The 24,200-nt window shown below is 49.4% G+C and carries 24 protein-coding genes and 1 tRNA gene; 2 read left to right on the top strand and 23 right to left on the bottom strand.

Translation table 11 applies throughout. From position 1 onward, the window contains the following. Nucleotides 1–331: 331 nt before the first annotated feature. The 3 genes from AC3ARB_RS00370 to AC3ARB_RS00360 form a co-directional block, all read right to left on the bottom strand. Nucleotides 332–1,363, bottom strand: a complete 1,032-nt coding sequence (locus tag AC3ARB_RS00370; RefSeq protein WP_488320618.1) for an aldose epimerase family protein — start codon at nt 1,361–1,363, stop codon at nt 332–334. Between the two features lie 884 nt (nt 1,364–2,247). Next, a complete protein-coding gene (locus AC3ARB_RS00365; protein ID WP_488320617.1) occupies nt 2,248–2,979 on the bottom strand; it encodes a metallophosphoesterase family protein in 732 nt (243 codons plus the stop codon). 84 nt (nt 2,980–3,063) lie between these two features. Continuing rightward, nucleotides 3,064–3,678: a helix-turn-helix domain-containing protein gene (locus AC3ARB_RS00360; RefSeq protein ID WP_488320616.1), complete on the bottom strand. Its 615-nt coding sequence runs from the start codon at nt 3,676–3,678 to the stop codon at nt 3,064–3,066. Between the two features lie 283 nt (nt 3,679–3,961). On the opposite strand from AC3ARB_RS00360, the gene AC3ARB_RS00355 reads away from it, so the two are divergent. Further along, nucleotides 3,962–4,681, top strand: coding sequence for a MerR family transcriptional regulator (locus AC3ARB_RS00355; protein ID WP_488320615.1), 720 nt, complete (start codon nt 3,962–3,964; stop codon nt 4,679–4,681). Between the two features lie 35 nt (nt 4,682–4,716). Here AC3ARB_RS00355 and leuS read toward each other — a convergent pair whose 3' ends face one another. Further along, nucleotides 4,717–7,218 carry a leucine--tRNA ligase gene (leuS, locus tag AC3ARB_RS00350; RefSeq protein WP_488320614.1) on the bottom strand — a complete coding sequence of 834 codons (2,502 nt, stop codon included), beginning with the start codon at nt 7,216–7,218 and terminating at the stop codon, nt 4,717–4,719. A gap of 12 nt (nt 7,219–7,230) precedes the next feature. Continuing rightward, a complete protein-coding gene (locus AC3ARB_RS00345; RefSeq protein ID WP_488320613.1) occupies nt 7,231–7,659 on the bottom strand; it encodes a cytidine deaminase family protein in 429 nt (142 codons plus the stop codon). 209 nt (nt 7,660–7,868) lie between these two features. Between AC3ARB_RS00345 and AC3ARB_RS00340 the strand changes: the two genes are divergently transcribed. Next, nucleotides 7,869–7,950 (top strand) — tRNA-Leu (locus tag AC3ARB_RS00340). A gap of 73 nt (nt 7,951–8,023) precedes the next feature. Here the strand turns inward: AC3ARB_RS00340 and AC3ARB_RS00335 are convergent. The 18 genes from AC3ARB_RS00335 to AC3ARB_RS00250 all read right to left on the bottom strand — a co-directional run bounded on the left by AC3ARB_RS00335 (nt 8,024) and on the right by AC3ARB_RS00250 (nt 24,185). Next, on the bottom strand, nt 8,024–8,821 hold the full coding sequence (locus AC3ARB_RS00335; protein WP_488320612.1) for a TraX family protein: 798 nt from the start codon (nt 8,819–8,821) through the stop codon (nt 8,024–8,026). A gap of 9 nt (nt 8,822–8,830) precedes the next feature. Continuing rightward, the gene (locus tag AC3ARB_RS00330; RefSeq protein WP_488320611.1) at nt 8,831–9,511 is read right to left on the bottom strand and encodes a zf-HC2 domain-containing protein; all 681 of its coding nucleotides are present in this window, start codon (nt 9,509–9,511) and stop codon (nt 8,831–8,833) included. Further along, nucleotides 9,501–9,998, bottom strand: a complete 498-nt coding sequence (locus tag AC3ARB_RS00325; protein WP_488320610.1) for an RNA polymerase sigma factor — start codon at nt 9,996–9,998, stop codon at nt 9,501–9,503. Before AC3ARB_RS00325 ends, AC3ARB_RS00330 begins: the two co-directional genes overlap by 11 nt. 98 nt (nt 9,999–10,096) lie before the next feature. Further along, the gene (locus tag AC3ARB_RS00320; RefSeq protein ID WP_488320609.1) at nt 10,097–11,263 is read right to left on the bottom strand and encodes a glycosyltransferase family 4 protein; all 1,167 of its coding nucleotides are present in this window, start codon (nt 11,261–11,263) and stop codon (nt 10,097–10,099) included. 3 nt (nt 11,264–11,266) lie between these two features. Continuing rightward, entirely contained in the window at nt 11,267–11,983 is a 717-nt protein-coding gene (locus AC3ARB_RS00315; RefSeq protein ID WP_488320608.1) for an adaptor protein MecA, read from the bottom strand. Nucleotides 11,984–12,126: 143 nt separating this feature from the next. Then, a complete protein-coding gene (gene dnaJ / locus AC3ARB_RS00310) occupies nt 12,127–13,269 on the bottom strand; it encodes a molecular chaperone DnaJ (protein ID WP_488320607.1) in 1,143 nt (380 codons plus the stop codon). A gap of 430 nt (nt 13,270–13,699) precedes the next feature. Further along, nucleotides 13,700–15,523 (bottom strand): molecular chaperone DnaK, encoded by a 1,824-nt coding sequence (gene dnaK, locus AC3ARB_RS00305; protein WP_488320606.1) that lies wholly within the window; start codon nt 15,521–15,523, stop codon nt 13,700–13,702. Between the two features lie 240 nt (nt 15,524–15,763). Then, nucleotides 15,764–16,198 carry a GNAT family N-acetyltransferase gene (locus tag AC3ARB_RS00300; RefSeq protein ID WP_488320605.1) on the bottom strand — a complete coding sequence of 145 codons (435 nt, stop codon included), beginning with the start codon at nt 16,196–16,198 and terminating at the stop codon, nt 15,764–15,766. A 312-nt stretch (nt 16,199–16,510) separates the two neighbouring features. Continuing rightward, nucleotides 16,511–17,041 carry a nucleotide exchange factor GrpE gene (gene grpE / locus AC3ARB_RS00295; RefSeq protein ID WP_488320604.1) on the bottom strand — a complete coding sequence of 177 codons (531 nt, stop codon included), beginning with the start codon at nt 17,039–17,041 and terminating at the stop codon, nt 16,511–16,513. A gap of 9 nt (nt 17,042–17,050) precedes the next feature. Further along, a complete protein-coding gene (gene hrcA, locus AC3ARB_RS00290) occupies nt 17,051–18,085 on the bottom strand; it encodes a heat-inducible transcriptional repressor HrcA (protein ID WP_488320603.1) in 1,035 nt (344 codons plus the stop codon). Between the two features lie 183 nt (nt 18,086–18,268). Continuing rightward, the gene (locus tag AC3ARB_RS00285) at nt 18,269–18,472 is read right to left on the bottom strand and encodes a hypothetical protein (RefSeq protein WP_488320602.1); all 204 of its coding nucleotides are present in this window, start codon (nt 18,470–18,472) and stop codon (nt 18,269–18,271) included. Nucleotide 18,473: 1 nt separating this feature from the next. Continuing rightward, the gene (locus AC3ARB_RS00280; protein ID WP_488320601.1) at nt 18,474–18,989 is read right to left on the bottom strand and encodes a DUF2812 domain-containing protein; all 516 of its coding nucleotides are present in this window, start codon (nt 18,987–18,989) and stop codon (nt 18,474–18,476) included. Continuing rightward, entirely contained in the window at nt 18,986–19,303 is a 318-nt protein-coding gene (locus AC3ARB_RS00275) for a PadR family transcriptional regulator (RefSeq protein ID WP_488320600.1), read from the bottom strand. Before AC3ARB_RS00275 ends, AC3ARB_RS00280 begins: the two co-directional genes overlap by 4 nt. 120 nt (nt 19,304–19,423) lie before the next feature. Further along, entirely contained in the window at nt 19,424–20,002 is a 579-nt protein-coding gene (locus AC3ARB_RS00270) for a glycoside hydrolase family 73 protein (RefSeq protein ID WP_488320599.1), read from the bottom strand. Further along, on the bottom strand, nt 19,999–20,742 hold the full coding sequence (locus AC3ARB_RS00265; protein ID WP_488320598.1) for a M15 family metallopeptidase: 744 nt from the start codon (nt 20,740–20,742) through the stop codon (nt 19,999–20,001). The genes AC3ARB_RS00270 and AC3ARB_RS00265 overlap by 4 nt, the downstream gene beginning before the upstream one ends. After that, the gene (locus tag AC3ARB_RS00260) at nt 20,729–21,424 is read right to left on the bottom strand and encodes a histidine phosphatase family protein (RefSeq protein WP_488320597.1); all 696 of its coding nucleotides are present in this window, start codon (nt 21,422–21,424) and stop codon (nt 20,729–20,731) included. Before AC3ARB_RS00260 ends, AC3ARB_RS00265 begins: the two co-directional genes overlap by 14 nt. 92 nt (nt 21,425–21,516) lie before the next feature. After that, nucleotides 21,517–22,731, bottom strand: coding sequence for a DUF6287 domain-containing protein (locus AC3ARB_RS00255; RefSeq protein ID WP_488320596.1), 1,215 nt, complete (start codon nt 22,729–22,731; stop codon nt 21,517–21,519). 107 nt (nt 22,732–22,838) lie between these two features. Further along, a complete protein-coding gene (locus AC3ARB_RS00250) occupies nt 22,839–24,185 on the bottom strand; it encodes an LPXTG cell wall anchor domain-containing protein (protein ID WP_488320595.1) in 1,347 nt (448 codons plus the stop codon). Nucleotides 24,186–24,200 lie beyond the last annotated feature (15 nt).

The following is a 24,200-nucleotide window of genomic DNA, read 5'->3' as shown; positions in this document are numbered from 1 at the left end:
AGAAAATGCATGCAACTATCTTTTGAGTTACATGCACTTTCAGAAACTTTCTTGAAAACACCTCGATATTCGGTACTATTCTATTCATCTCACGGAAATTATACCAAAATTTTCATCTAAAAAGTGCAACACTTCTCTGAAAAATTGTTTTCTGAAATCGTCGTTTTCTTCATGCGTTTGGCGTGGCTAAAAAAGCAGGACCTTCGCCCGAAGACAATTCCCGAAACTTTTTCATAAACTTTTTTAGAAACTTTCTTGAAAACAAAGCAATTCTCACCAGCCTAGCCAACTCACTAAAAAATCCCCCCTCTTGTGAGGGGGACCGCTCAACTTAGCAGCGTTCAAAAGCGTAAGTAATGGCGTAACTAAGGCGTTCGCCCGCCTTGAGGACAATGTTGCCAAAATCAGGCTGGTTGATGGCATCCGGCAGGAACTGGGCTTCCAAAGCCAGGCCCTCGTGCTTGGTGTTGGTCCGACCGCCACTCCGCTCAAAGACCACGCCCTCCTCTGGCCAGTTGAAACTGTAAACCACCAGGCCATTGCGTTCCGAATAGAGGGTCACTTGGTGACCGCTGGCCTCATGGGTCAAAATCGCTACCGGATTACCAGCCGGCACCGCCACCTCAAAGGCATCGTCCAGCCCCCCCGTTTGGTGGACCGCCGTCATGACGTCTCGACTTTGGCGGAAATCATAGGGTGTTCCCGTCACATCAAGCCGTCTTCCTGTCGGAATCAAAAATTCGTCTGTTTCGAGCTTGTCGTTGGCAGCGATGAAGAGCTCATGCCCCTCTAAATCAGCAGCCTCACTTAGATTAAAATAAACATGGTTGGTCGGGTTAAAAAGGGTGTCAACCGTGCCATCGTAGCCCTCATAGGTCACAGTCAGACGGTCATGGTTGTCCAGACTGTAATGGGCTGAGATGGTCACATCGCCAGGGAAACCATCCACAACTTCCTTAGCCCGATAGGTAAAGATAACCCCAACTTGGTCTGCTGACTCCACCAATTCAAACTCCCAGTTCTGGCGATGAAGACCAGCTGGCCCTCCGTGGAGGGTGTTGCCATTGTTGTTGACAGGGAACTGGTAGTTGGTCTCACCGATGGTCGCCTGACCAGCCTTAATGCGGCCAGCCACCCGACCTACCGTTTGACCTGCACAGATGCCGTTGGCCAAATACTCACTCGGCAACTCGTGGCCCAGAACCAAATTTTTCAAGCTGCCGTCTGCCTGCGGCAAGAAAAAGCTCTGCCAAGTTGCCCCCAAAGTCAGAAAACTGGCCTGAGTTCCTCGGTCGTTGGTCAGGGTAATCTGACTGATGTCCTGACCGTCAATGCGTTCCACAACTGCTGTCCGAATGTCCATGTTAGCTCCTTTTGATATAAGAAATGTTACTTCTATTGTACCCCTTTTCAAGCAAAAAGTAAACGGTAAACAAGAGAAAAAAGAAGCGAGTTCCCCCGCTTCTCTGTCAATTCTGTCGTTCAGTTTTTCATCACAGCAATTCCCATAAGCTGGAGCAAGACCCCCAGTCATCCCCTCCATAATAGCTTTTTGACCAGGTCTTATCTCTGTCATCTTGAGCCATCGCCTTTGCAAGCTCGACGTTAAATCATGCAACTAGTAGCATGACCTAAAGTGCAAACATAAAACTGAATAGATAGATAAAATAGATGACATGCCAAATGACAGACAGAAACGCCAACAGTTGACCCAATTGATAACCCTTATGATAGCAATAGAGAAATAAGATTAAATAACAACCAAAGGTGACTAGTGTCACAGTAAAGTAAACTGGGACAACCAAGGGCAAGGCCATAAGCAAGAGAATATCCCATAATAAGCCTATTATAACAGATAGTTGATAGATTCGTTTAGGAGTCATTTTTTCATCCCTCCTTCATGACCTTTACATTTTCATTCTGACGGAAAACGCTTTCTGTATCAACAAAAAACACTCAAGAACCACGCCGTATGCATGAAGAAAATGCATGAAACTATCTTTTTGAGTTACATGCATTTTTCAGAAATGTTCTTGAAAATACCTCGATAATCGGTACTATTCTATTCATCTCACGGAAATTATACCAAAATTTTCATCTAAAAAGTGCAACTCTTCTCTGAAAAATTGTTTTCTGAAATCTTCGTTTTCTTCATGCGTTTGACGTGTTCAAAAACACGATTGCGGGACGAAAATACTGTCCTTCTGATGTTGAATGACGGGTAGGTTAGAAAAATGTCACGACAAGCTAAAAGTCACTCCCGAAAACCTGCCGACCGACCTGATAGGCCCGCTGAGGGCCCTCAGCCGTCAGGACGATTCCATTAAGGACACCCCCATAAACAGCGCCACCGTCAATACCTAGCTTGCCATCAGCCGTCTGCCAAATCTTACTGGTCGGCACAGGGCTCTCAAAGAGGGACTTGGTCGGCGTGTGGCCGAAAATGATGGTCTTGCCTGTTTTATTGTCGCCGTCATGGAAAGGTTTGCGAATCCAAACCTTGTCATAATCTTCCGTCTCACGGACATCCTCCAAGGTCAAGTCCAAGCCCGCATGAACGAAAAAGTGATGGTCTGTCTCGTACAGGTAAGGGAAGTTCCGCACCTGCTCAATCAGCTCGGCATATTGCCCCAAAATCGCCGCCGCATCGGTGACCGGATCCACCTCAGCGTCCAGGGGGCGACCCAAGAGGGAGTTGATGGTGCTATCCCCGCCGTTACGCTGGTAGTGACCGTAGCGGTCCTGGGGGTTGTCCAGATAGGCCAGGAACATCCACTCGTGGTTGCCCGTCAAACAGACCGCCTCCTCCTCACGCACCAGCTGGCAGACCCGCTCCAAACAGGCCTTGGAATCAGGCCCTCGGTCAATCAAATCTCCCATAAAAACCAGCTGCTGGCGGCTCTTGTCCCACTTGGCCAGCAGGTCTTCTAACTGCTCATAGCAGCCATGCACATCTCCAATCGCAAACCATTCTGTCATTGTGTTTTCCTTTCAAACTCATTTTTTCCATTATAACACAAAACAGACCGCCGAGAAGGCGGCCTGTTAATCAGAATAAGAGAACTAATCATTTTTAATAAACCTAATCCCCCATAAACAGAGGGCAAGAAAAATAAGGGAAACCAAGACGACCAGACCTGCAACCAGTTTTGAAAAACCATCTGCCACCGTTGCAAGACGATAGCTGCCAATGATCACCAACAATAAAAACATCAGGGCATAAGCGTACTGCTGTCGGACAAGTGGTTTGTTCCCCTTGGGAACCAAGTCCTGCAAACGACGGCTAATAAAACGATTTGTCAGCAAAGTGGCAAAAGCAATCAAAGCAAAGCTCAGCTGAATTAACCACGACGCCCTAAACAGCTCATTGGTAAACACCACCAAGGCTAGAGCAAGAGCCACCAAACGAACACTGGTCCAACGCAACCGCTCAAACCATTGCTTTTCTTCTTGTAAGCGAAGAAAAGTCTCTGTCGTTTCCTGATGCCCGAAAACCAACTCATCCAAGCTCAGACCAAATCTCTCCTTAATAGCAATCAAATTGCCAATATCAGGCACACCAGCGTCAGATTCCCAGCGGGCAATAGCAGAGCGTGACACCCGAAGCTCCTTGGCTAATTCAGCCTGGGTCAGGCCATTCTTTAAGCGAAGCTGCTTCAAGGTTTCTGAAATCCTCATCTCAACACCTCCTTATGCTCCTATTCTATCCCTTTATAGGGTCAGAGACAAGGAAAATCAGCTCAAAATGATGTTATCTTCCATAACAAGATGTCATGAGGCCATCCTGATGTCATCACTAACTCCCAACAAGCAAGTTGACACCCTTGTCAACTTGCCGTCAACTTGCCATTGGACCAAGTATTTTGTTAAAATGAAAAAAAGTAAAAAATCCCCTAAGGTCAGGGCTTGCTCATGACCCAAGGTCACATGATAAGCTATACTTAGAAAGGAGGTGAAAGAAATGTCACACTATACCACAGGTGAACTGGCCAAGGCTGCTGGGGTCACTGTTCGCACCGTGCAGTTCTATGATAAGAAGGGCCTGCTCAGTCCGTCTGACTGGACTGAGGGCGGTCGCAGGCTCTACACAGAGGAAGACTTGGAACAACTCCGCTTGATTTGCTACCTTCGTGAACTGGACTTTTCACTGACACAAATCAAGGAGTTGTTTGGTGAACAAGAAGCGACTGCTGTCCTGACAACCCTTTTGGACAGCCACATCGCTTCCTTGGAAAAAGCTACCCAGGAGCAGGCGGACAAGCTCCAAGAACTTCACGTCTTGCGAAAAGGACTTCAGAAAGGCCAGCCGATTCCCCTAAATCAACTTCCTGGCATTTCTCTAACCATGAAACAAAACTCTAATTGGCGTCGGTTTGCAGGTAAACAGTTCCTAAAATTGCTGCCTGTTATCCTTCTATTTGTTGGGCTGGCCTATTTTATAGAAATCAGTCAACAGACTTGGCTCATTTTCCCAGCTATAACCTTCTATTTTGGAGCAATCTTTTATTGGATCTGGAACTATTACCAGAAAATCAGCTTACTCTGCCCACTCTGTCACCAGACTTTCAAATCTAGCTTTAAGAATTTTCTGTTCGGTAGACACACACCACGCACTCGAAAACTGAGCTGTCCACACTGTCACCAAACCAACTATTGCGTGGAAGTCGTAAAAGAAGACTAGCAAAAAAATCCGCCACTTAAGGCGGATTTTTTCGATTACTTGGTCACAATATTTACCAGTTTATTCGGCACTACAATGACTTTGACAACCGTTTGGCCAGCGATTTCGGCTTGGACCTTGGCGTCGGCCAGGGCTGCGGCTTCCAGGTCTTCCTTGCTCAGGTCCTTGGCGACCTTGAGTTTGGCCTTGACCTTGCCCTTGATTTGGACAACGATTTCGATTTCGTCTTCAACAAGTTTGGTCTCGTCGTAGGTCGGCCAAGCAACGTAAGAGATGCCTTCGCTTGAACCTGTTACCTGTGCCCAGAGTTCCTCACCCAAGTGCGGTGCAAATGGGGCAAGCAACTGAACAAAGCCCTTGGCGTAGTCGATGAAGAGGTCGTCCGTTTTGTTGGCGGCATTGACAAAAATCATCATCTGGGCAATAGCCGTGTTGAACTTGAGCTCCTCGATGTGCTCAGTCACCACTTTCACGGTCTCATGGTAGACCTTGTCCAAAGCTCCGCTATTTGCCGAAACTAGCGGCTTGGTGGTCACCAGACGGTAAACCCGATCCAGGAACTTGCGGCTGCCCTCCAGACCTTCCTCGCTCCAGGCGATGGAGGCGTCCAGCGGCCCCATGAACATCTCGTAAACCCGCAGGGTGTCGGCCCCGAACTGGTCCACCACGTCATCAGGGTTGACCACGTTCTTGAGGGATTTAGACATTTTTGCAGGCAATTGCACGAGCTCCTCACCCGTTTCCGTGTGGAAAAAGCTACCGTCACGCTTCTCAACCTTGTCGGTCGCAACAAGGGCTCCGCGGCCATCCTTGTAGCTGGTGCCCAGAATCATGCCCTGGTTGAAGAGTTTTTGGAAGGGTTCCTTGGTCGGCACCACACCGATGTCGTAGAGGAACTTGTGCCAGAAGCGGGCATAGAGCAGATGAAGCACGGCGTGCTCGGCACCACCGATGTAGATGTCAACTGGCAACCAAGCTTTGAGCAGGTCCTCATCCGCCAACTTGTCATTGTTTTTCGGGTCAATGTAACGGAGGTAGTACCAGCTGGAACCCGCCCATTGGGGCATGGTGTTGGTTTCACGGCGGCCCTTAACCCCGTCTTCACGGGTCACGGTCAGCCAGTCGGTCAGGTTGGCCAATGGGCTCTCGCCTGTTCCAGACGGCTTGATGTCGCTGGTTTTTGGCAAGATTAAGGGCAACTCGCTCTCAGGCAGAGCCGTGCTGGTACCGTCTTCCCAATGGACAATCGGAATTGGCTCACCCCAGTAACGCTGGCGGCTGAAGAGCCAGTCACGGAGGCGGTAGCTGATTTTCTCAGAACCAACACCTTTTTCTTCCAGCCAGGCCACGATTTTTTCAATGGCGTCAGCCTTGTTGAGGCCGTCTAGGAAGTCAGAGTTGATGTGGACACCGTCCTCGGTGTAAGGGGCGTCAGCCACATTGCCACCCTCAAGAACAGGAATAATCTCCAAGTCGAAGGCCTTGGCGAACTCCCAGTCCCGCTCATCGTGGGCAGGAACGGCCATGATGGCTCCAGTTCCGTAGCTGGCCAGCACATAGTCGGCAATCCAAATCGGAATTTCCTTGCCATTGACTGGGTTGATGGCGTAGGCACCTGTCCAAACACCGGTCTTGTCCTTGTTGAGGTCAGTACGAGCCAGGTCAGACTTGAGGCTGGCTTGGCGTTTATACTCGGCCACAGCCTCAGCTTGGTCAGCTGTCGTAATCTCGTCAACCAAGGTATGCTCAGGCGCCAAAACGGCGTAAGTCGCCCCAAAGAGGGTATCAGGACGGGTGGTGAAGACGGTGAAATCCTTGTCGGTGTCCTTGATTTTGAAGGTCACGTTGGCACCTGTCGACTTGCCAATCCAGTTACGTTGCATGTCCTTGATGGACTCTGGCCAGTCCAGGTCTTCCAAATCATTGAGCAAACGCTCAGCATAGGCGGTGATTTTCAGCATCCATTGCCGCATAGGCTTGCGGACAACTGGGTAGCCGCCCCGCTCAGAGGTCCCGTCTGGCAGGACTTCCTCGTTGGCGATGGCGGTTCCCAGCTCCTCCACCCAGTTTACAGGCACTTCAGCCTCGTAGGCCAGGCCTTTTTCGTAGAGCTTGGTGAAAATCCACTGGGTCCACTTGTAGTAGTCTGGGTCCGTCGTGTTGATTTCACGGTCCCAGTCGTAAGAGAAGCCCAAGGCGTTGATTTGGCGTTTGAAGTTAGCAATATTTTCCGCTGTAAAGTCAGCAGGGTCATTGCCTGTGTCCATAGCGTACTGCTCGGCAGGCAGACCAAAGGCATCCCAACCCATTGGGTGGAGGACGTTAAAGCCCTTTGCCCGCTTGTAACGGCTGAGGATGTCAGTCGCCGTGTAGCCCTCTGGGTGCCCCACGTGGAGACCAGCCCCAGATGGGTAAGGGAACATGTCTAGAGCGTAAAAGTTAGGCTTACTGCTGTCTGTGCCTGTTTTAAAGGTGTGGTTGGTCGCCCAGTAGCCCTGCCACTTAGGTTCGATCTCTTTGTGATTGTAAGTTGCCATAAGTTTCTCCTTCTATAAATCCATTTTCAAACGGTCCTCACCCCACCAATAGGGCATGAGTTCACCCAGGGTAATGGTCTCCCCTCGGTCATAGTCCTGCATGATTTCTGTCGCAGCATTTTCTGCAGACAACTGCATTAAAAACTCCCGACAGGCGCCACAGGGCATGCCCGTTCCGCCACCATAGGGTGGTTGGTTGCGGTAGGCCAAAATCTTTTTAATCTTGGTCTGGCCAGAAGCCATGTACATGTTGACCGCAGCCATTCGCTCTGCACAGAGGTGAAGGACACCAGCCGTCGCCTCAAAACAGACCCCTGTGAAGACCTGACCATTCTCAGCCTCAAGAGCCGCCACCACATGGTGGGAGTAGATGAAGGGACTGACCTCATGAGGGTTATATAAATCCTTTGATTGCTTGTAAAGTTCTTCCCAAGTTGCCATAAAATTCTCCATTTACTCAAGAGCTTCCCTTTCATTATACCACAAGCCCCTTGGTTTTACCACTCAGCCCATGGCTTTTCCTTAGGGGAAATGGCAGAGCGATCAGTTGTTTTTCCCTCCACCAAACCCCAACCCCCTTTCTGAAAAAAAATTGCCCCAGGGTCTTGCTTTTTTACTCAAAATCGTGTAATATAGTAAAGTAATCACCTGCGGAGGTGGTGGAACGGCAGACACGCATGCTTCAGGCGCATGTGCCCATCGGGTGTGAGGGTTCAAATCCCTTCCTCCGCATCCTAACAGACCTAAGGGTCTGTTTTTTTTGTGTCTCAATCCAAAATAGAGGTTGGCCAAGCCAACCTCTATTTTATTTAATGACGCCACTAGCCAGCAGGTAATAGGCCAGCAGGTAGAGCAACCAGATATGGACGGGGTAAAACACGTAGAAAAAGTACTTGTTGCCTTGGCCCCGTTGCCCATTATAAAGCATGAGTAAGGGCAGGACACCAATCATCAGCCACTGGATTTTAGTGGTAAAGAGGGCAGAAAAACCACTCGGCAGAGCCAAAGCAAGGTTCAAAATGGCAACAAGCACCAAAGCCAGGTACTGGTAAAGCCGCTTGCCACGGAAAAGGTAAAAGAGCAGGGCTAGAATAACCGCAACAGGTCCACCCTCTACAGCCAGGTAGCTCGGAAACAGAACAAAAACACGGGCCAAATCCACCTGATCCGCCTGTAGCAGGGGAAACATAATGAGGAGAGGCAACAAGGGCAGGGCAAGCAAACCCAGACCCTTGAGAACAGCCTTGGCCCGAAAGGCATCCACCGCCATCATGAGCAAGACCGACACAAACATGGTCGCAAAGACGTTGTTCATGAGTTCCACCGAGTGGGCTGTGATGGGAAAGGCCTGCTGGACAAAGAGGGTCACTGCCCGCATGCCCATTGACCAGAGCAGGAGCCGTAGGGCATAGGCCCGCTTGGACCTAGTATGAGCGTAACCCTCCGCACAGAGGTAGAGAAAGAGGGGCAGAACTGGCCGCCCCAGCATACTGAGCCAGGTCAAGTCGCCCGCATAGTAAAACATCTGGTGAACATGGTCACAGACCATCAAGACCAAGCCAATCAGCTTCAACTGCTGGCCAGTCAATCCTTTTTTAAGCATAAAGCCTCCTTATTTGCTGTAATAATAAATGGTGCCATCTGTCATAAAAACATAGACGAAGGCGGTGTCTTGAAAATAGCTGGCGCCCGCAGGCGATCCTTCCAAGGTCTCCTTGACCCCGTTGAAATAGCCTGGGATAACCTCGGCTGTCGCTACCAAATCAACAACGCTGGCCACCTGCAGCTGGCTCTTGACCGCCTCAGCCGCCTGGGCAGACAGGTGAAATTTGCCATTGATGAGGGCACCCTTGTCTTCAAAGATGAGGGCGATGTCCTCAGCCTGGCGGGGCAAAAAACTAGGCAGCTTGCCCTGGTCCAGGTAGGCCTCAATCTGCTTGCTGCTACGGCCATAGTCCCCCAAATCCGCCGCCACATAGCCAAACGGAGACGTCATGACCAAGAGGGTTAGGGCAGACCCCAAAAGGGTCGTCAGAACCAAACCTGTCCCCACCAAGAGCTTGATAATCCGTCGGTGCTTTTTCAGGCGTTGAGACCAGCTGGTCACTGACCGCTCGTAGCCCTGACGAGCCTCCAGAGACCTGCTCTGCTCTTTTTCCAAAAACGCCAACATGGCCTGACAGCCCTCGCAGCTGCCCAAGTGGGCCTCAACCAGCTCTCGGCTCGTCGGGCTTAGGGTGCCGTCCAGATAGGCCGGCAACAAATCTTCAATCAGTTGGCAATCATAGGTCATAACCGTACCTCTCTTTCAATCGTTTTTTGAGCTGCTGCCTGGCTCGGTACATGAGAACCTTAGACGAGGATAGGGAAATCCCCAGGTCACCAGCAATCTGCTCGTAGCTGTCATCTGTGTAAACCCGAGCGATAAAGACCAACCGCATGGTTTCGGGCAAGTCAAACACCTGCTCCAAAACCCGCTCCATGAGCTCTGCCTGCTCCAGTTGCTGAACCGTGTCCCGACCATCAGCCAAGAGGTCTAAAACCTCCAAATCCACCTGGTCTAGCTGAGGTTTACTGACCGCAGACAAGAAAGTATTCTTGGCGATGGTGAAGAGCCAGGTCTTGAACTGACTGTCCCCGCGAAACTTGTCCAAATTGAGGTAAACCTTCAAAAAGACCTCCTGGGTCAGCTCATCCGCCAGGGTATGGTCATAGCGACAGAGTTTGAGCAAAAAACGGTAAACATCAGCCTTGTAACGCTCGTAAAGCTCATCAAACACCAAGCCACCTCCTTTCTAGCGCCTTCCCTATATTAGACCCGTCAAACTCAAAAAAGTTACAACAAAAGTGAAAAAGCCCTCGACAGAGGACTTCTTACTTAGTTATTCTTGTGCCGCTTGGCCTTGCGACGAGCCAGCTGGGCCTGACGGTAGTCACTGTTTCCGATAAATCGCAGAGCAGACATCAAGGGTTTTCTGTCCTTACCGAGAATTCCTAGGGTTTCTGCCAAGATTTGGATACCGAACAGAACACCCAACAACAGCAAGATGCCACCCAAACGACTGGATAGATTGAGCAAAACGGCTGTTAGGGCAAACACAAAGCTGATGGCATAAACCACAAACACCGCACCACGATGAGTGAAGCCCATGGCTAACAAGCGATGGTGCAAGTGCATGCGATCGGGCTCATAAAATTTTTGACCAGATAGCTGGCGTCGAATAATAGCCAGGCCCGTATCCGCAATAGGAACCCCCAAAATCAAGACTGGTGAGACCACGGCCACAGCCGTGGCATTTTTCAAGCCCTGAAGCGAGAGAACTGCTATCATAAAGCCAATAAAGAGCGAACCCGTGTCACCCAAATAGATAATGGCAGGATGAGCGTTGTAAGGGAAAAAACCTAGAATCGCTGCCATCAACACAAAGATGGTCAAGGTCAGAAAAATATCTGTATCGTATAAAAAGAAATTTGACACCAAACCCAAGGAAAAAAGGGTAATCATGGCCACACCTGACACCAGACCATCCAAACCATCCAGGAAATTGATGGCATTGGTGATCCCGATAATCCAAACGATGGTGAGAATGGCTGTTAGCCAAGGATCAAAGACCAACAAGGGACCACCAAAGGGCAACTTGAAACTACTAAATCGGAAATCCGTCAAGGCATAAACGAGTACAGCCGCCAGAAGCATTCCGACTAATTTGTAAACAGGTCTTAACTCATACACGTCATCAAGCAAGCCCGTCAAGCCAACCAAGACGCCGCCGAGAGCAACTGGCAAGATGTAATCAAAGTAGGTCACTCCCCCTGGATGAGGAGGCATAAAGCCTGGCATGAAAAACAAGGCACTGACCAAAAAGGAAAAGATAATCGCCAGGCCGCCGCTACTTGGCATGGGCTTCTGGTTAATCCGTCTAGCATTGGGATAATCAACTGCCCCGACCCTAAACGCCAAAGACCGCACCAAGGGGGTCAGCACAACAGTCAAAAAACTGGTCCCAACCAAGAGCAGGATAAATTCAAGAGTTAAAACTGCCATGCCTTAACCCCGCAATCCCGCCAGCTCCGACAGGATATCCCCCTCCCGCAAGAGGATGGCATGCTCTCTCAAATGAGCTCTAGTGTAACGTGATTCTTTGGCATGCTCTAAAATCCGAGCATAGACCTGACTAGGATAGACCCTGTCCTTGCCTGCCACATGGAGCAAGACAGTCAACTGGTAGCCATCCTGATACTTGTAGAGCTCAGACGCTTCAACAGGGTAATTCACCGTTTTTGAAAAAGCCACCACATCCGTCAACTGTTCAAAAGTCAACACATAGTGCACATAGTCCATGGTCTCTTGTTCTTCTTCAAGTTCTTGTGCTTCCTCAGCCTGCTCAGCTTCTTCTAGACGCTTGAGAGCAGGTTTATCGCCTTTTTCTTCAAACAAACGCCCCATCTGCTCAATCAGTTCCTCCGCAGGTAACTGCCGCATCTCGTCCATATCAAACATGTCCGTCATGCTAAAGTCTGTGGCCATCTCAGACTTGGTGACAAAGATGTCCACTCGGTCCTGCTTGGGCGTCACCCGAAAGCTCAACATGCCACTCATTCTGAAGTGGTCTGGCAAGTCCAACTCCTCCAAGACCGAATGGAAAAAGTCCTCTGTCTTTTCTTGGGGCATGAGAAAATCAGCCAGTTCCATGCCTCTCTCTTCTAAATCATTCAAACTAATGGTGATTTTCAGCGTGCTATCGCTGATTTGTTTCATTTTCATTTTTAGTTACCTCATTCGAGTGGTCAAGCCTCGATTGGCTACACACTGCCCTTTTAGTCTACCACATTTTCAGAAAAAAGTCATGCCCTACCTTAGACCAGAAAAAGCCCCTTAGGGCTTTGGGAAAATAGCAGAGCTGGGTCTTAGAGTTCCTCAAAGGCGTCCTTGACCTTGTCAAAAAAACCTTTTTTCTTAGGGTGAACATCTGAGATACCGCTGGCTGCCGCAAATTGTTTGAGGGCGGCCACCTGAGCGTCGTTGAGTTTGGTCGGAGTCACAATGTTAATGGTCACATACTGGTCACCCACCACACCGCTACGGATATGAGGAGCTCCCTTACCACGCAGGCGGAAGGTCTTGCCTGTCTGGGTTCCAGCTGGGATAGCCATCTCCACAGGGCCATGAACGGTCGGAATATCCACCGTATCACCTAGAGCTGCCTGAACAAAGTTGATGTCCAGCTTGTAGGTGATGGTTGTCCCCTGACGTTCAAATTTATCGCTGGCTTGAACGGTTACGACAACATAAAGGTCACCATAAGGGCCACCGTTGAAACCTGCCTCACCTTGACCTTGCAAACGAATTTGCTGACCAGTTTCCACACCGGCAGGGATTTTGACCGAAACCTTATGAGACTTAGCTTCATGCCCAGTTCCTCGACAGGTCTGGCAAGGGTCTTTGATTTCTTGGCCACGGCCATGACAGACATCACAGGTCATCTGACGACGCATCATGCCCAACGGGGTCTGCATATCCACCGCAATTTGCCCAGAACCATGACAGCGACCGCAAGTAACAGGGCTAGTCCCAGGGCGACAGCCCGAGCCACTACAAGTGCCGCAGGAGGCCTCACGTTGATAGCTGACCTCTTTTTCCGTACCGAAGACGGCCTCTTCGAAGCTCAAGTTAACCCGGTACTGGAGGTCATCGCCTTGACGCGGGGCATTGGGGTTGCGTGAGCCGCCACCGCCGCCAAAGAAACTGGAGAAGATGTCCTCAAAGCCGCCGAACCCACCGCCAGAAAAGCCATCAAAGCCACCGAAACCACCGCCGCCAAAACCACCACCAGCTCCTGCTGGCCCGAATTGGTCATAGCTGGCACGCTTTTGCTCATCACCCAGGGTCTCATAGGCTTCCTGGATGTCCTTGTATTTCTGCTCCGCCCCAGCCTCTTTGTTGATGTCTGGGTGGTATTTTTTGGATAATTTCCGATAGGCCTTCTTAATCTCGTCCTGCGACGCCGATTTGGAAACGCCTAAACGGTCGTAGTATTCTTGATTGTTCATTTTTTTACCTTTCGGTTTTTTTATTGATACTTTTCTTAGGTGGTGGGGACGGAAGCGACCGCCAAAGGCGTTCCATTCCTTACTGTTGAGCCTAAAGTCTCAACAGTCCCCTCGTGAGATAAGCCGAACGCTTATCTCACTCTGACCACAGCGAAAAGTATCTTTTGGGGCTCGCTCCGCTCGCCATCGCAGAACTATAACCACATTTGGTTGGAACATTTTTCTTTTACCCGAAAACCAGAGGCTGGGGTTCAACCTCTGGTTTGAGTGTTCTTAGGTTCAACAACAGAAATCAGCTGCACAGATACGACGACCTTTTGAACGGTTCGATAATAAGCGTTCGAAAGGTCTAGTAAGGCACCTAGCAAGTCGCCCAATAACGATTGGCGTTCATTGATTAGTTACTTAAGCAACAATCACTATTGGTGCGTTACTTTTCAGTAAACTCACCATCCACAACGTCGTCACCAGCTGGATTAGCTTGGGCAGCACCTTCTGCACCTGCAGCAGCCTGTTGGGCAGCGGCAGCTTGCTCGTACATTTTCACAGCAAGAGCTTGAGCTTTCTCGTTGAGGACTTCCAATTTCGCCTTCATGTCGTCAAGGTTACCAGCTTCTTGGGCAGCTTTAAGCTCGTCCAAAGCAGCTTGGGCAGCATCACGCTCAGTGTCAAAGCCCTTGCCTTCGGTTTCCTTGATGGTCTTTTCAGTTGCAAAAATCATCTGGTCAACTTCGTTACGAAGGTCAACTTCTTCCTTACGCTTAGCGTCAGCTTCGGCGTTAGCCTCAGCATCCTTCATCATGCGCTCAATTTCAGCTTCGCTCAAACCGTCGTTAGACTTGATGACAATGGTTTGCTCTTTCTGTGTACCAAGGTCTTTAGCCTTAACAGACACGATACCGTTCTTGTCAATGTCGAAAGTTACTTCGATTTGAGGAATACCGCGAGGAGCCGCAGGGATGTCAGTCAGTTGGAAGCGACCAAGGGTCTTGTTATCGTTAGCCATTGGACGCTCACCTTGGAGAACGTGGATGTCCACCGCAGGTTGGTTGTCAGCCGCTGTTGAGAAGACTTGTGACTTAGAAGTTGGGATAGTGGTGTTGCGGTCAATGAGTTTAGTGAAGACACCACCCATAGTCTCGATACCCAGTGACAATGGGGTAACGTCCAGGAGAACAACGTCCTTAACGTCACCAGAAATCACACCACCCTGGATAGCAGCACCCATGGCAACCACTTCGTCTGGGTTAACAGATTTGTTTGGCTCTTTACCAGTTTCCTTGCGAACCGCTTCAACAACGGCAGGGATACGGGTTGAACCACCGACCAGGATAACCTCGTCAATTTCAGACGCTGACAAACCTGCATCTGACAGGGCTTGGCGAACAGGAACTTTAGTCCGTTCTACCAAGTCAAAGGTCAATTCATCAAACTTAGCACGAGTCAGGGTCAATTCCAAGTGGAGTGGGCCAGCAGCACCAGCAGTGATGAACGGCAAGCTGATTTGAGTCGATGTCACACCTGACAAGTCTTTCTTAGCTTTTTCAGCCGCATCTTTCAAACGTTGGAGGGCCATCTTGTCAGCTGACAAGTCGATGCCGTTTTCTTTCTTGAATTCAGCCACCAAGTGGTCGATGATTTTCTGGTCGAAGTCGTCACCACCAAGTTTGTTGTCACCAGCAGTGGCCAAGACGTCAAAGACACCGTCGCCCAATTCCAAGATAGACACGTCGAAGGTACCGCCACCAAGGTCGAAGACCAGGATTTTCTCTTCTTTGTCGGTCTTGTCCAAACCGTAAGCCAAAGCAGCAGCGGTTGGCTCGTTGACGATACGCTCGACTTCAAGACCAGCAATTTTACCAGCGTCTTTAGTCGCTTGACGTTGGGCATCGTTGAAGTAGGCAGGAACGGTGATAACCGCCTTGGTTACTTTCTCACCAAGATAATCTTCTGCGTAACCTTTGAGGTATTGCAAAATCATGGCTGAGATTTCTTGTGGCGTGTATTCTTTGCCGTTAGCAGCTACTTTTTCAGATGTCCCCATCTTAGACTTGATGGAGATGATGGTGTCTGGGTTAGTTACCGCTTGACGTTTCGCCGCGTCACCCACGATGATTTCACCGTTTTTGAAAGACACCACAGACGGGGTTGTGCGGTTGCCTTCTGGGTTAGCGATGATTTTGCTCTCAGTTCCTTCAAGAACTGCAACAGCTGAGTTAGTTGTACCTAAGTCAATACCGATAATTTTAGACATGTGTATTACCTCTTATTTTTTTATTTCTTTTATTTTTATGGTTCTCTTAGGTGGCAGGGACGCAAGGCAAATCATAACGGCAATTTTTCATAGAAATTGCCTATGATTTGCACTAGCTCGGCATAGAAAATATTATCGATTTTCTATGCCTCCCGTCGCAGCCTCCTAAGAGCATTGAATTAGCTCGCATTCGCTCGCTGGTTAATCTTTATATTCTAGTTTAGTGACATTTCGGTCAAGTTAGGTTAATTGGCATTCTAGGATGCTGTAACTGCCATCCTTTCTACCTGTTTCTTGAAAACCGATGGATTCCCAAAATGCTTTTGCCTGAACATTCTCAGGATGAACGGGTAGGCTGGCCACAGTTGCTCCATGCTCCGTCTTGAAATAATCCAGACACAGCCGAGCAGCCTCTTTCCCCAGTCCTTTTCCTTGATAAGCTTTATCAATCAAGAAATTGATAATCTGACCATGTTGCTTCTCAATATATAGCGACACATAGCCAACCAAATCCTCACCTCGATAAATGGCTTTGGGATAAGAGTAGGGCCGGTTAGACCAGGCTTCTGCTAATGAATACTGAACCGAATCCACATGGCCTTGTCCAGATGGACCCGGATCCAAGTCCAAGCAATCAAAGAAGTTATCTTCCGTGATTTCTCGCAAAGATAGCATGAGTTATGCACCACCTTTTCATCGTTTACCGTCATAATGGTTGCCGTCTAATGATTAGGTTTTTAGAGCCAAGCTCCACAAACTGAACTAGGGATATTTTTCCGATACAAATCTAGGCAAAGCCTTGTGGCTTGTACTGACGGTACAGCGAAAGGCTTTAACGACGAGTTGCGAGTGAAAAATAGGCCTAGAGACGACGGGAACTTGTTCGGCTCGATACCAGCCGAACAAGGGAGCTAGTAAGGAGCCTAGGCAAGCCGCCATAGCGGTTGCCGTCTGGAGATGAGGTGCTTTAGCCCCCATCACCAGTGGCTAGTTATACACCACCACCATGGCTGGTCTTAACAACCGCTCATGGAGCTTGTAGCCTTTTTGGAAGACTTGAGCGATGGTGTCAGCTGGGTTGTCGTCATCCGCTGGCAGGGTTTGAACCGCCATATGGAGATTTGGGTCAAAGCTGGTCGTTTCCACCTCTTCTACCCCTTCTTCTTGCAGGGCTTGAAGGAGGCTGGCTTGGACCATTTCCAGACCTTTTTTGACGTCTTCGGTCAAGCCGTCAACCGCCAGAGCACGCTCCAGGTTATCCAGACTTGGCAGGATTTTCTTGGCCAAATCTTGCGAACGGTAGCGTTGCAAGGTCTGACGTTCTTCGCTGGCTCGGCGTTGGATGTTTTGCATTTCCGCATGGGCTCTCAGGTACTTGTTTTCAAAGTCCTGGGCTGCTTCCTGGGCCAATTCCAATTCGGTTTTTTCAGGGACTTCGGTGACTTCCTCGGTCACCTCACCCGTTTCTTCTGCGATTTCTTCTTCAAGAAGCTCGTCTTGTTTTACATCTTCTGACATGTGTCCTCCTTAGTTCACTTCGTAATGGTTGCTGCTCAGGTAGCGGTAATAGTCACTCAGTTTCATGACCAGGGCCTTGCTAATGACCTCAACCAGGGTCACCACCCGTTTGTAGGGCATGTTGATGGGGCCAATCAAGGTCAGGGTGGCAAAGCCACGGTAGGGAACCAGAAATTTCTGGCTGACGACCGTCAGGTTCTTCAGCTGGTTCTCAGGGTGGTCACCAACGCTAATCTTGCTGGTCTCCTCCTCCGTCAGCGATTGGCGAATCGCTAGGGCAAGAGCTCTGCTATTGTCCAAAAACTGATAGGTCGGTAAATCCCCATAGGTCAGGGCCGCCAGCTTGCCTGCCACTACCACCGTTTCCTCAAAAATCGGGGCAAAGAGGTAGTCCAGAAGGTCCAGAACATTGTCCGTGACCGTGAAGTAACGTTGCACCACCTGGGGAACCTCCGTCCGCAGCTTGTAGTGGATGTCCAACACCGACTGGTTGAGGAAGCGATCCACCACCAGGGTTTTGAGGCTGGCCAACTCCCGCCGGCCAAAGGTCTTGGGAATAGCGAACTGGACGGTAACCGGCTTGGACCCATCCAAGGTCAAGACCGCCAAGGCGTCGTGGTTGCTCAGGGGAACAATCTCAAAGCCTGTCAAGCCTTGCCGCTGGGGCTCGACGTCCAAGACTACTCCCGTGTAGCCCGTCATCTCCGCTAGAAGCTGGCTAGCCCGCTCAAAGATGTCTTCAAGGCCAAAAGCTTCAAAATCGAAGGCCTTGACCACCTGATAGAGGTCCGCCTGGTCCAGCTCCTCATAGGCCAAACAGTTGGCCACAAAGTACTGGAAACCCGCCCGACTGGGCAAGCGGCCACTAGAAGTGTGGGCCTTTTCCAAGAGCCCCAGTTTCTCCAATCGAGCCATATCGTTTCGGATGGTGGCCGAACTGGAGGCGATGGCCTCTTGGAGGGCCTTGGACCCCACTGGTTCCTGAGACTGGGTAAAGAGGTCAACAATCAAGGATAAGATGTCTGTTTGACGTGGGGTTATCATGAGCGACCTCCTTTCTTTGGGGCAATGGCAGAGCAGGACAGGTTGAGCAAGCTGTCACCAGCTTTTAGCACTCTGAACAGTTGAGTGCTAACTCATGCTTCTATTCTATCATCTTTAAGCACAAAGTCAAGCCAAAAAACCAAAAAAATTAGCACTCTTTTGCCTAGAGTGCTAAAATCAGTCCTAAGACCTAGTTCTCAGATGGTTTACCAGCCTGAACAGTAAGATGACAATCATAACCAGCTGGACCAGGGCTAGAAGATTAAATCCCCAGCCAGACAGAGTTGTAGCTGACAGGTTTGTGCGTGGCAAAACAAAGCTGACAAAAGTCACAACATTCAAAGGCAATGCCGCAATGGCCTGTTTCTGTTTGTCTTTCCTACACATGTCAACCTCCTCTATATTTCTTTTTAAATTGATAGAAACGATAAGACAAGTAAACAATTAAAGGAATATCGAACAAGGCAACGCCCACTGCAAAATCTGGTTTCTTAAACAGGATACCACCACCGATAGCCAAGACAACCATGCTCAACAAAATCAAGAACCGTCTCACAAAAATCTGACCAATCATCTCCCAACGACTGGCCTCATCGCTGAAAATGTCATCTTCCCCAACCTGACTGGCTGGTTTTCTAAAAATCTCAAAGCTGTTGCAGGTGGCAACTGGCTCCCAACCGTAATCTCGATAGAGTTGGTAGTAAGCCTCCTGGTCTGCTCGGCCATTATCCTTAAAATCCAAGCGATAGACCGCCTCCGCAGGTTGGGTCTCCTCAAACTGAAAGAGGCAATCAAAGCTAATCTTGGTCAACTGCCAGCCCTTGCGGTGCATGGCCATCAAGTAGTTGGCTTCCTGCTCAAAATCCGTGATAAAAAAGACTTTCACTTCTGTCTTGGTTGTCATAGGCTTTCTCCTCTACTGGTTTTATAGAGTCGCTCAATCCGTGCCAACTCTAGGTCAAGAACCTCCTGACCCAGTTCCGTCATCTGATAGAGCTTGCGTTTTTCTTCTTCTCGTTTGAAGGCAATCAGGCCATCCTTTTCCATCTTGGACAGGGTCCCGTACATGGTTCCTGGGCTGATGATGACCTGGCCAGCTGTCAGTTCTTTGGTACGCTGGGTAATCTCATAACCGTGCCTCTCCTCTTGCAATGCAAAGAGGATGTAAAAGGCCGTCTCGGTCATGGGAATATAGACCCGTTTGATTTTTTCCTGCATGGCCCCTCCGTTTATTTGATGCGATATATCGTGGTTCGTTATATAGATTATATCGCACCTCGATAGTCTTGTCAAGCAAAAACCGCCGAGAATTTTCTCAGCGGCCGTAACACCAGTGGTCTATTTGTCGTATTGCTCTAACTTTTGCTCCTTGATTAAGGACAAGATTTGACTGGCATAGGCTTGGTCCTCACGGAAACCACCAGTCACTAAGGCCTTGGTAGCCTGATCCAAGGTTTTCGCATGGACCAGGTCAGTATAGAGCGACTTGTTCCCCAAGTCTCCCGCCTTGAGCCTAATCAGATAATCTGCCAAGCAATCTTCCCAAGACGTGTAAACTTGGTAGGTTTCCGACTTGACCTTTGCCTTATCAGTACCTGTCACCAAAACTGTCACTCCCTGACCTTTAGCAAGTGGCAGGCCATAGAGGTTCTTGTACTTGGCTCCCAGCAAACTCCGCCCATAATCGGTTTCCAACGCCGCCTGGGCCAAAAGCACCGATGGCCGCACCCCATAGGCCTTGCCCAACCGCTGAGCTTCTGGGGCCAACTGACGGATAAAGGCCACATCTGCCTTGCCCAACTGGCTAAGCGACTGGACACGAGGTTGGTTGCCTTTTATGACCATTGGTAGAAATAGCAAAGCAGCCAACAAGGCAAAGACTGCCCTAAGGTAAGGTTTGGCTAATCGTTTTCTCATGGCTGATGACCCCTCAGTTCCTCCAAGTATTCTTCCAAGGTCAGGTTGTGCTCGGTCATGTACTTGGCAGACTCAACCCCAACATAACGAAAATGCCAATCTTCCTGAGAAACACCTGTAATGGCTTCTTTACCAACAGGATAACGCAAAATGAAGCCAAATTCAGGAGCAGCCTTAGCAATCTCAGGAGCCACATCAGAGGCCCGCATCATATCGATAGCCAAGCCTGTGTGGTGCTCACTAGCACCAGCTGGCAGAACCGTCTCACTGACCTTAGCAATAGCCTCATCTTCTGTCAGACCAGCTGACATCTGCTCAGCTACCCGTGTTTGGAAAAGGGTCTCTTGCTCAGCCACGCTCCGATAGCCAGAGTAGAGGCCTTGCAAGGGTTCATTAGCATCCAAACGTAAAACTTCCGCTACAAAGGCCTCAGTCGCCTCCACAATCCGACTATCCACAGGCACACCAGACACATAACCCAACTCAGGTACAAAGTCTCCAATCAGATGGTCTCGATTGACCAGCAGCAGTTGCCAATCCTCAGGACTGACCGCCGGCAGGGCTGCTTTTTCTGAGCTGACAGACGTTTCGGTCGCCCCATGTTCAACGGTCTTAACAGCCTTCGTCTCCGTTTTGGACACCTTAATATCCTTAACTGTTGCAAAGAGATAGAGCCCAACGACAGCTAACACAACAGCCATCAATCGCACTAAGCCAAACAGCAGTTTACTCAGTTTCATGAGTTCTTCCTTCCTTTCCTAACTGACGGTAGGATAAATCTGCCACCGCCTCGATGTGAAATTGTCCCTGCTCATAAGACAGGACTGTCACGCTCCCGTTGTCAATCATCAGCCGTTCCTGATTGGGATTAATCAACCACAGCAGGGTTGAGATGGCCATGCCATGACAGACCACTAGCCCATTGCCGCCACCCGATTTTTCCAGATCCTTGGCGAAACCTTCAAAACCTGTCCAAATCCTCTCCGAAATGGTTTCCCAGGATTCTGCCCAACCAGCGGTATCAACTGTCTGCAAAAGGGCAGCAATTTCTGGGTAGCTTAATTGGTCCAAGCTCTGCCCATTTCCCAAAGCCGTCGGCAAAACACCCAAGAACAACTCGGCGTCATAAAGGCCCTCCAAGCTACCAAAACACCACTCCCGAATCTGCGGGTTGGAGCGATGAGCCCAAGCAGGGGCATCAAACGCCTCCTCAATGAGGCGGAGGGTTTCAATGGTCCGACCACTGTCACTGGTTAAAGCCTGGTCAAAAGTCAGGCCCTTGGCCTTAAGGCCCCAAGCCAAATCACGAATGCCCTCTCGCCCCTTGGCTGTCAAGGGGCTATCACACCAACCTTGAGCCCGCCCAAGCGTGTTAAACATGGTCTTGCCGTGACGCACCACATACAGATGAGTTTTTGTCATGACGTCCTCCTATCTCTTTATTATAACATAAGATAGGACTTTGGCAAACTCCCAAGCAAAGACAAAAAAGCGACACAGGGCCGCTCTTCTGACTAATCTTGTCTTTTTTTAAGGAGACCAACCAGCAACAAGCTAAACAACCCTAAAGCTGGTAAGAACAGACCCAGCCGTTCTCCTGTGCTTGGTAAAATCCGTCGCACAAGCGTCCGCGTCCGTGGCATCGCTGCCTCAGCCTCTGCCAGAGGGTCAACCTGTGGGGTTGGTGTTGGCAGAATAGCCTTATCACTACCACTCAACTCACTAGAACTTGATGAAGCAGTAGCAATTGATGAGCTAGTGCCTGTCGAACCTGGCGTTTCTCCGACAGCCGAGCTTGGTGATGATGAACTCGAGTGCGTTGACGAGGAGCTTGTAGGCTTAGATACCTCCTCTTGACGGCTAGAATTCTCCATAGAAGCTGGTGGAAGACTTAGCTCTGTTTCTGTCTGACTGGACTCATCAGAAACACTTGACGATGGTGCTGTCTCACCGGTCACAGCTTCCGTCACCTTGTTCCAATCATCCAACTTAGTACTGATCCGATAAAAGACCGCAGTTTCTCTACCAGTATCATAGGGCTCCCCAAAACTAAACCGATCTTTGGTTTGGTCAGTCTTATCCTTAAAATCAGCCTGTCCAGGTTTCACAAAGCCTTGACCTGCAGGTGCCAGATACAGAAAACCTGCCGAACTCTGGTTTGGATGACTTTTAAGCGGCATGACTAAAGCCTGTGACTTGTCTTTCACTAAACCATCCAAACTCATGTAACCACCATTGGCTCCTTTGGTATAGATGAACCCTTCTTTGGTGATTAACAGGGTCGTGCCATCTGCACTCTTCCAAATTCCAGCCAAACTAGCATAGTTCTTAGCAGCTAATTGAGATAAATTGAGTTTCAAGTCAGATTTAGTTGGCTTTGAAGATGAAGTGGTAGATGACGACTTGCTGGTGGCTTGGCTACTACTTGAAGCCGTTAATTCTGTCTCCGTACCACCTTGGACTTCTTGACTGCTGGAAACCGTCAAAGCTTCTGTCGAAGACGAGACTACTGGCAACTCTTGGCTAGATGACGAAGTTGAGCTCGCCTCAACCATTGACGAACCGCTCGCCTCACTTGACGTTGGGAGAATAGCTGAGCTGGCAGTTGACTCAAGGACTGGAACAGAGCTTGACGACGATGATCCCGCCTCCTCTGCTCCCACCAAAACTTGACCAAACAACAGGGCACCTGCTGTTAGGGTAATAAGGGCTTTTTTCTGTGATAACATGGGTTAACAACCTCCTGTTCCTATATGCTAATACAAGTATAACACAGGAAAATAAAATTGCAAACTAAAAAGGCAAAAAACTCCGAAAAATCTCGGAGTTTTCTTAATTAAGCCTGACGGCGTTTCAGATTTGCCAAACCAAGAGAGGCCAACAGCAAACCAGCTGTCATGTAAAGTCCATCGAGAGAGTCACCCGTTGCTGGCAAAACAGACCTCGTCTGATTGGAAACAACCGCTCCAGTTGAAGTTACTGGTTGCTGGCCTGAACCGCTGATTGGGGTCGTTTGAGGCACTTTGCCAGTTTCTTGACCTGACAGGGGCTGCTCACTAGATGATAACACCCGACTAGGACCTGATTGAACATAGCCTGTAACTACCGAATTAGCAGAACTACCGATTTTCTCTAGACCAGACTGATGACCTGGGGAGGTATTGCCTAGGACTAACTCACCTGGTTCAAGCGATTGGGCAGAACTACCTGTTCCCTCTGAACCAGACTGAGTGCCTGAAGAAGGATTCTCGGGGGCTAACTCTCCTGGATTAGGTAATTTAACAGGATTACCTGAGTCCTCTGAACCAGACCGAGTGCCTGAAGAAGGATTCTCGGGGGCTAACTCTCCTGGATCAGGTAATTGGGCAGAACTACCTGTTCCCTCTGAACCAGACCGAGTGCCTGAAGAAGAATCCTCGGGGGCTAACTCTCCTGACTCTGGTAATTTAACAGGATTACCTGTCCCCTCTGAACCAGACTGAGTGCCTGAGTTACTTGTAACTGGCACCGCGGCAGCATTCCAATAAACAGGTGCTTCTGGAACCAAAACAGTTTCACCTTCTGCTGCGTACAGCTCTTCCTGCAACTTCAACAAGTAGATAGCCACATCGGTCAGATATGCCTTGTCCTTGGCAAACTCCTCAGGAGGCAAATCAGCCTGCACAAAGGCTAAAATCTGAGACAAGTAAGACACCTTGCCCAGTAAATCATCCAATTCCGCGTCGAAATCATGAAAATCAACCGCATCATCAAAACGCTTGGTCTCAAGAGTAGGCACTTGAGACAGGATGGCAGTGTAAAGGTCTGGCGTCTCATATTGGAGCAAATAGAGCTTGAACAGATTTGCCCTCAACTCCAGCAAGGGTCCTGCATCCTCTCGTGTTGCTCCTTGAGCAGCCATAGCGTCCAAAAGCCCGTTAATCTCAGTAATCGTATCTTGCAAAAATTGACGATTTTCAGGAGTAACAGGCAAGGTTTCTGGATGGGCTTGTAGGCTGTCCAATTTAGCAAGTAGAGATTGTGCCGTCGCCAACAACTGTTCCAAACCTTGAGCTTGACCACTGCCCCCTTCTGCAGGAACAGGTTCAGTCACAGAGCCAATTCCCTCAGCTAGCACAGGGCCAGTTGCAAAGAGTGACAGGCTCAAAGCCGCTAAGGACGTCGCCAACAATTTTTTAGACATAATCGCCTCCTCTAG

The organism is Streptococcus sp. ZY171113 (genome assembly GCF_057748235.1).
This window is presented reverse-complemented; position numbering and strand designations above follow the sequence as displayed.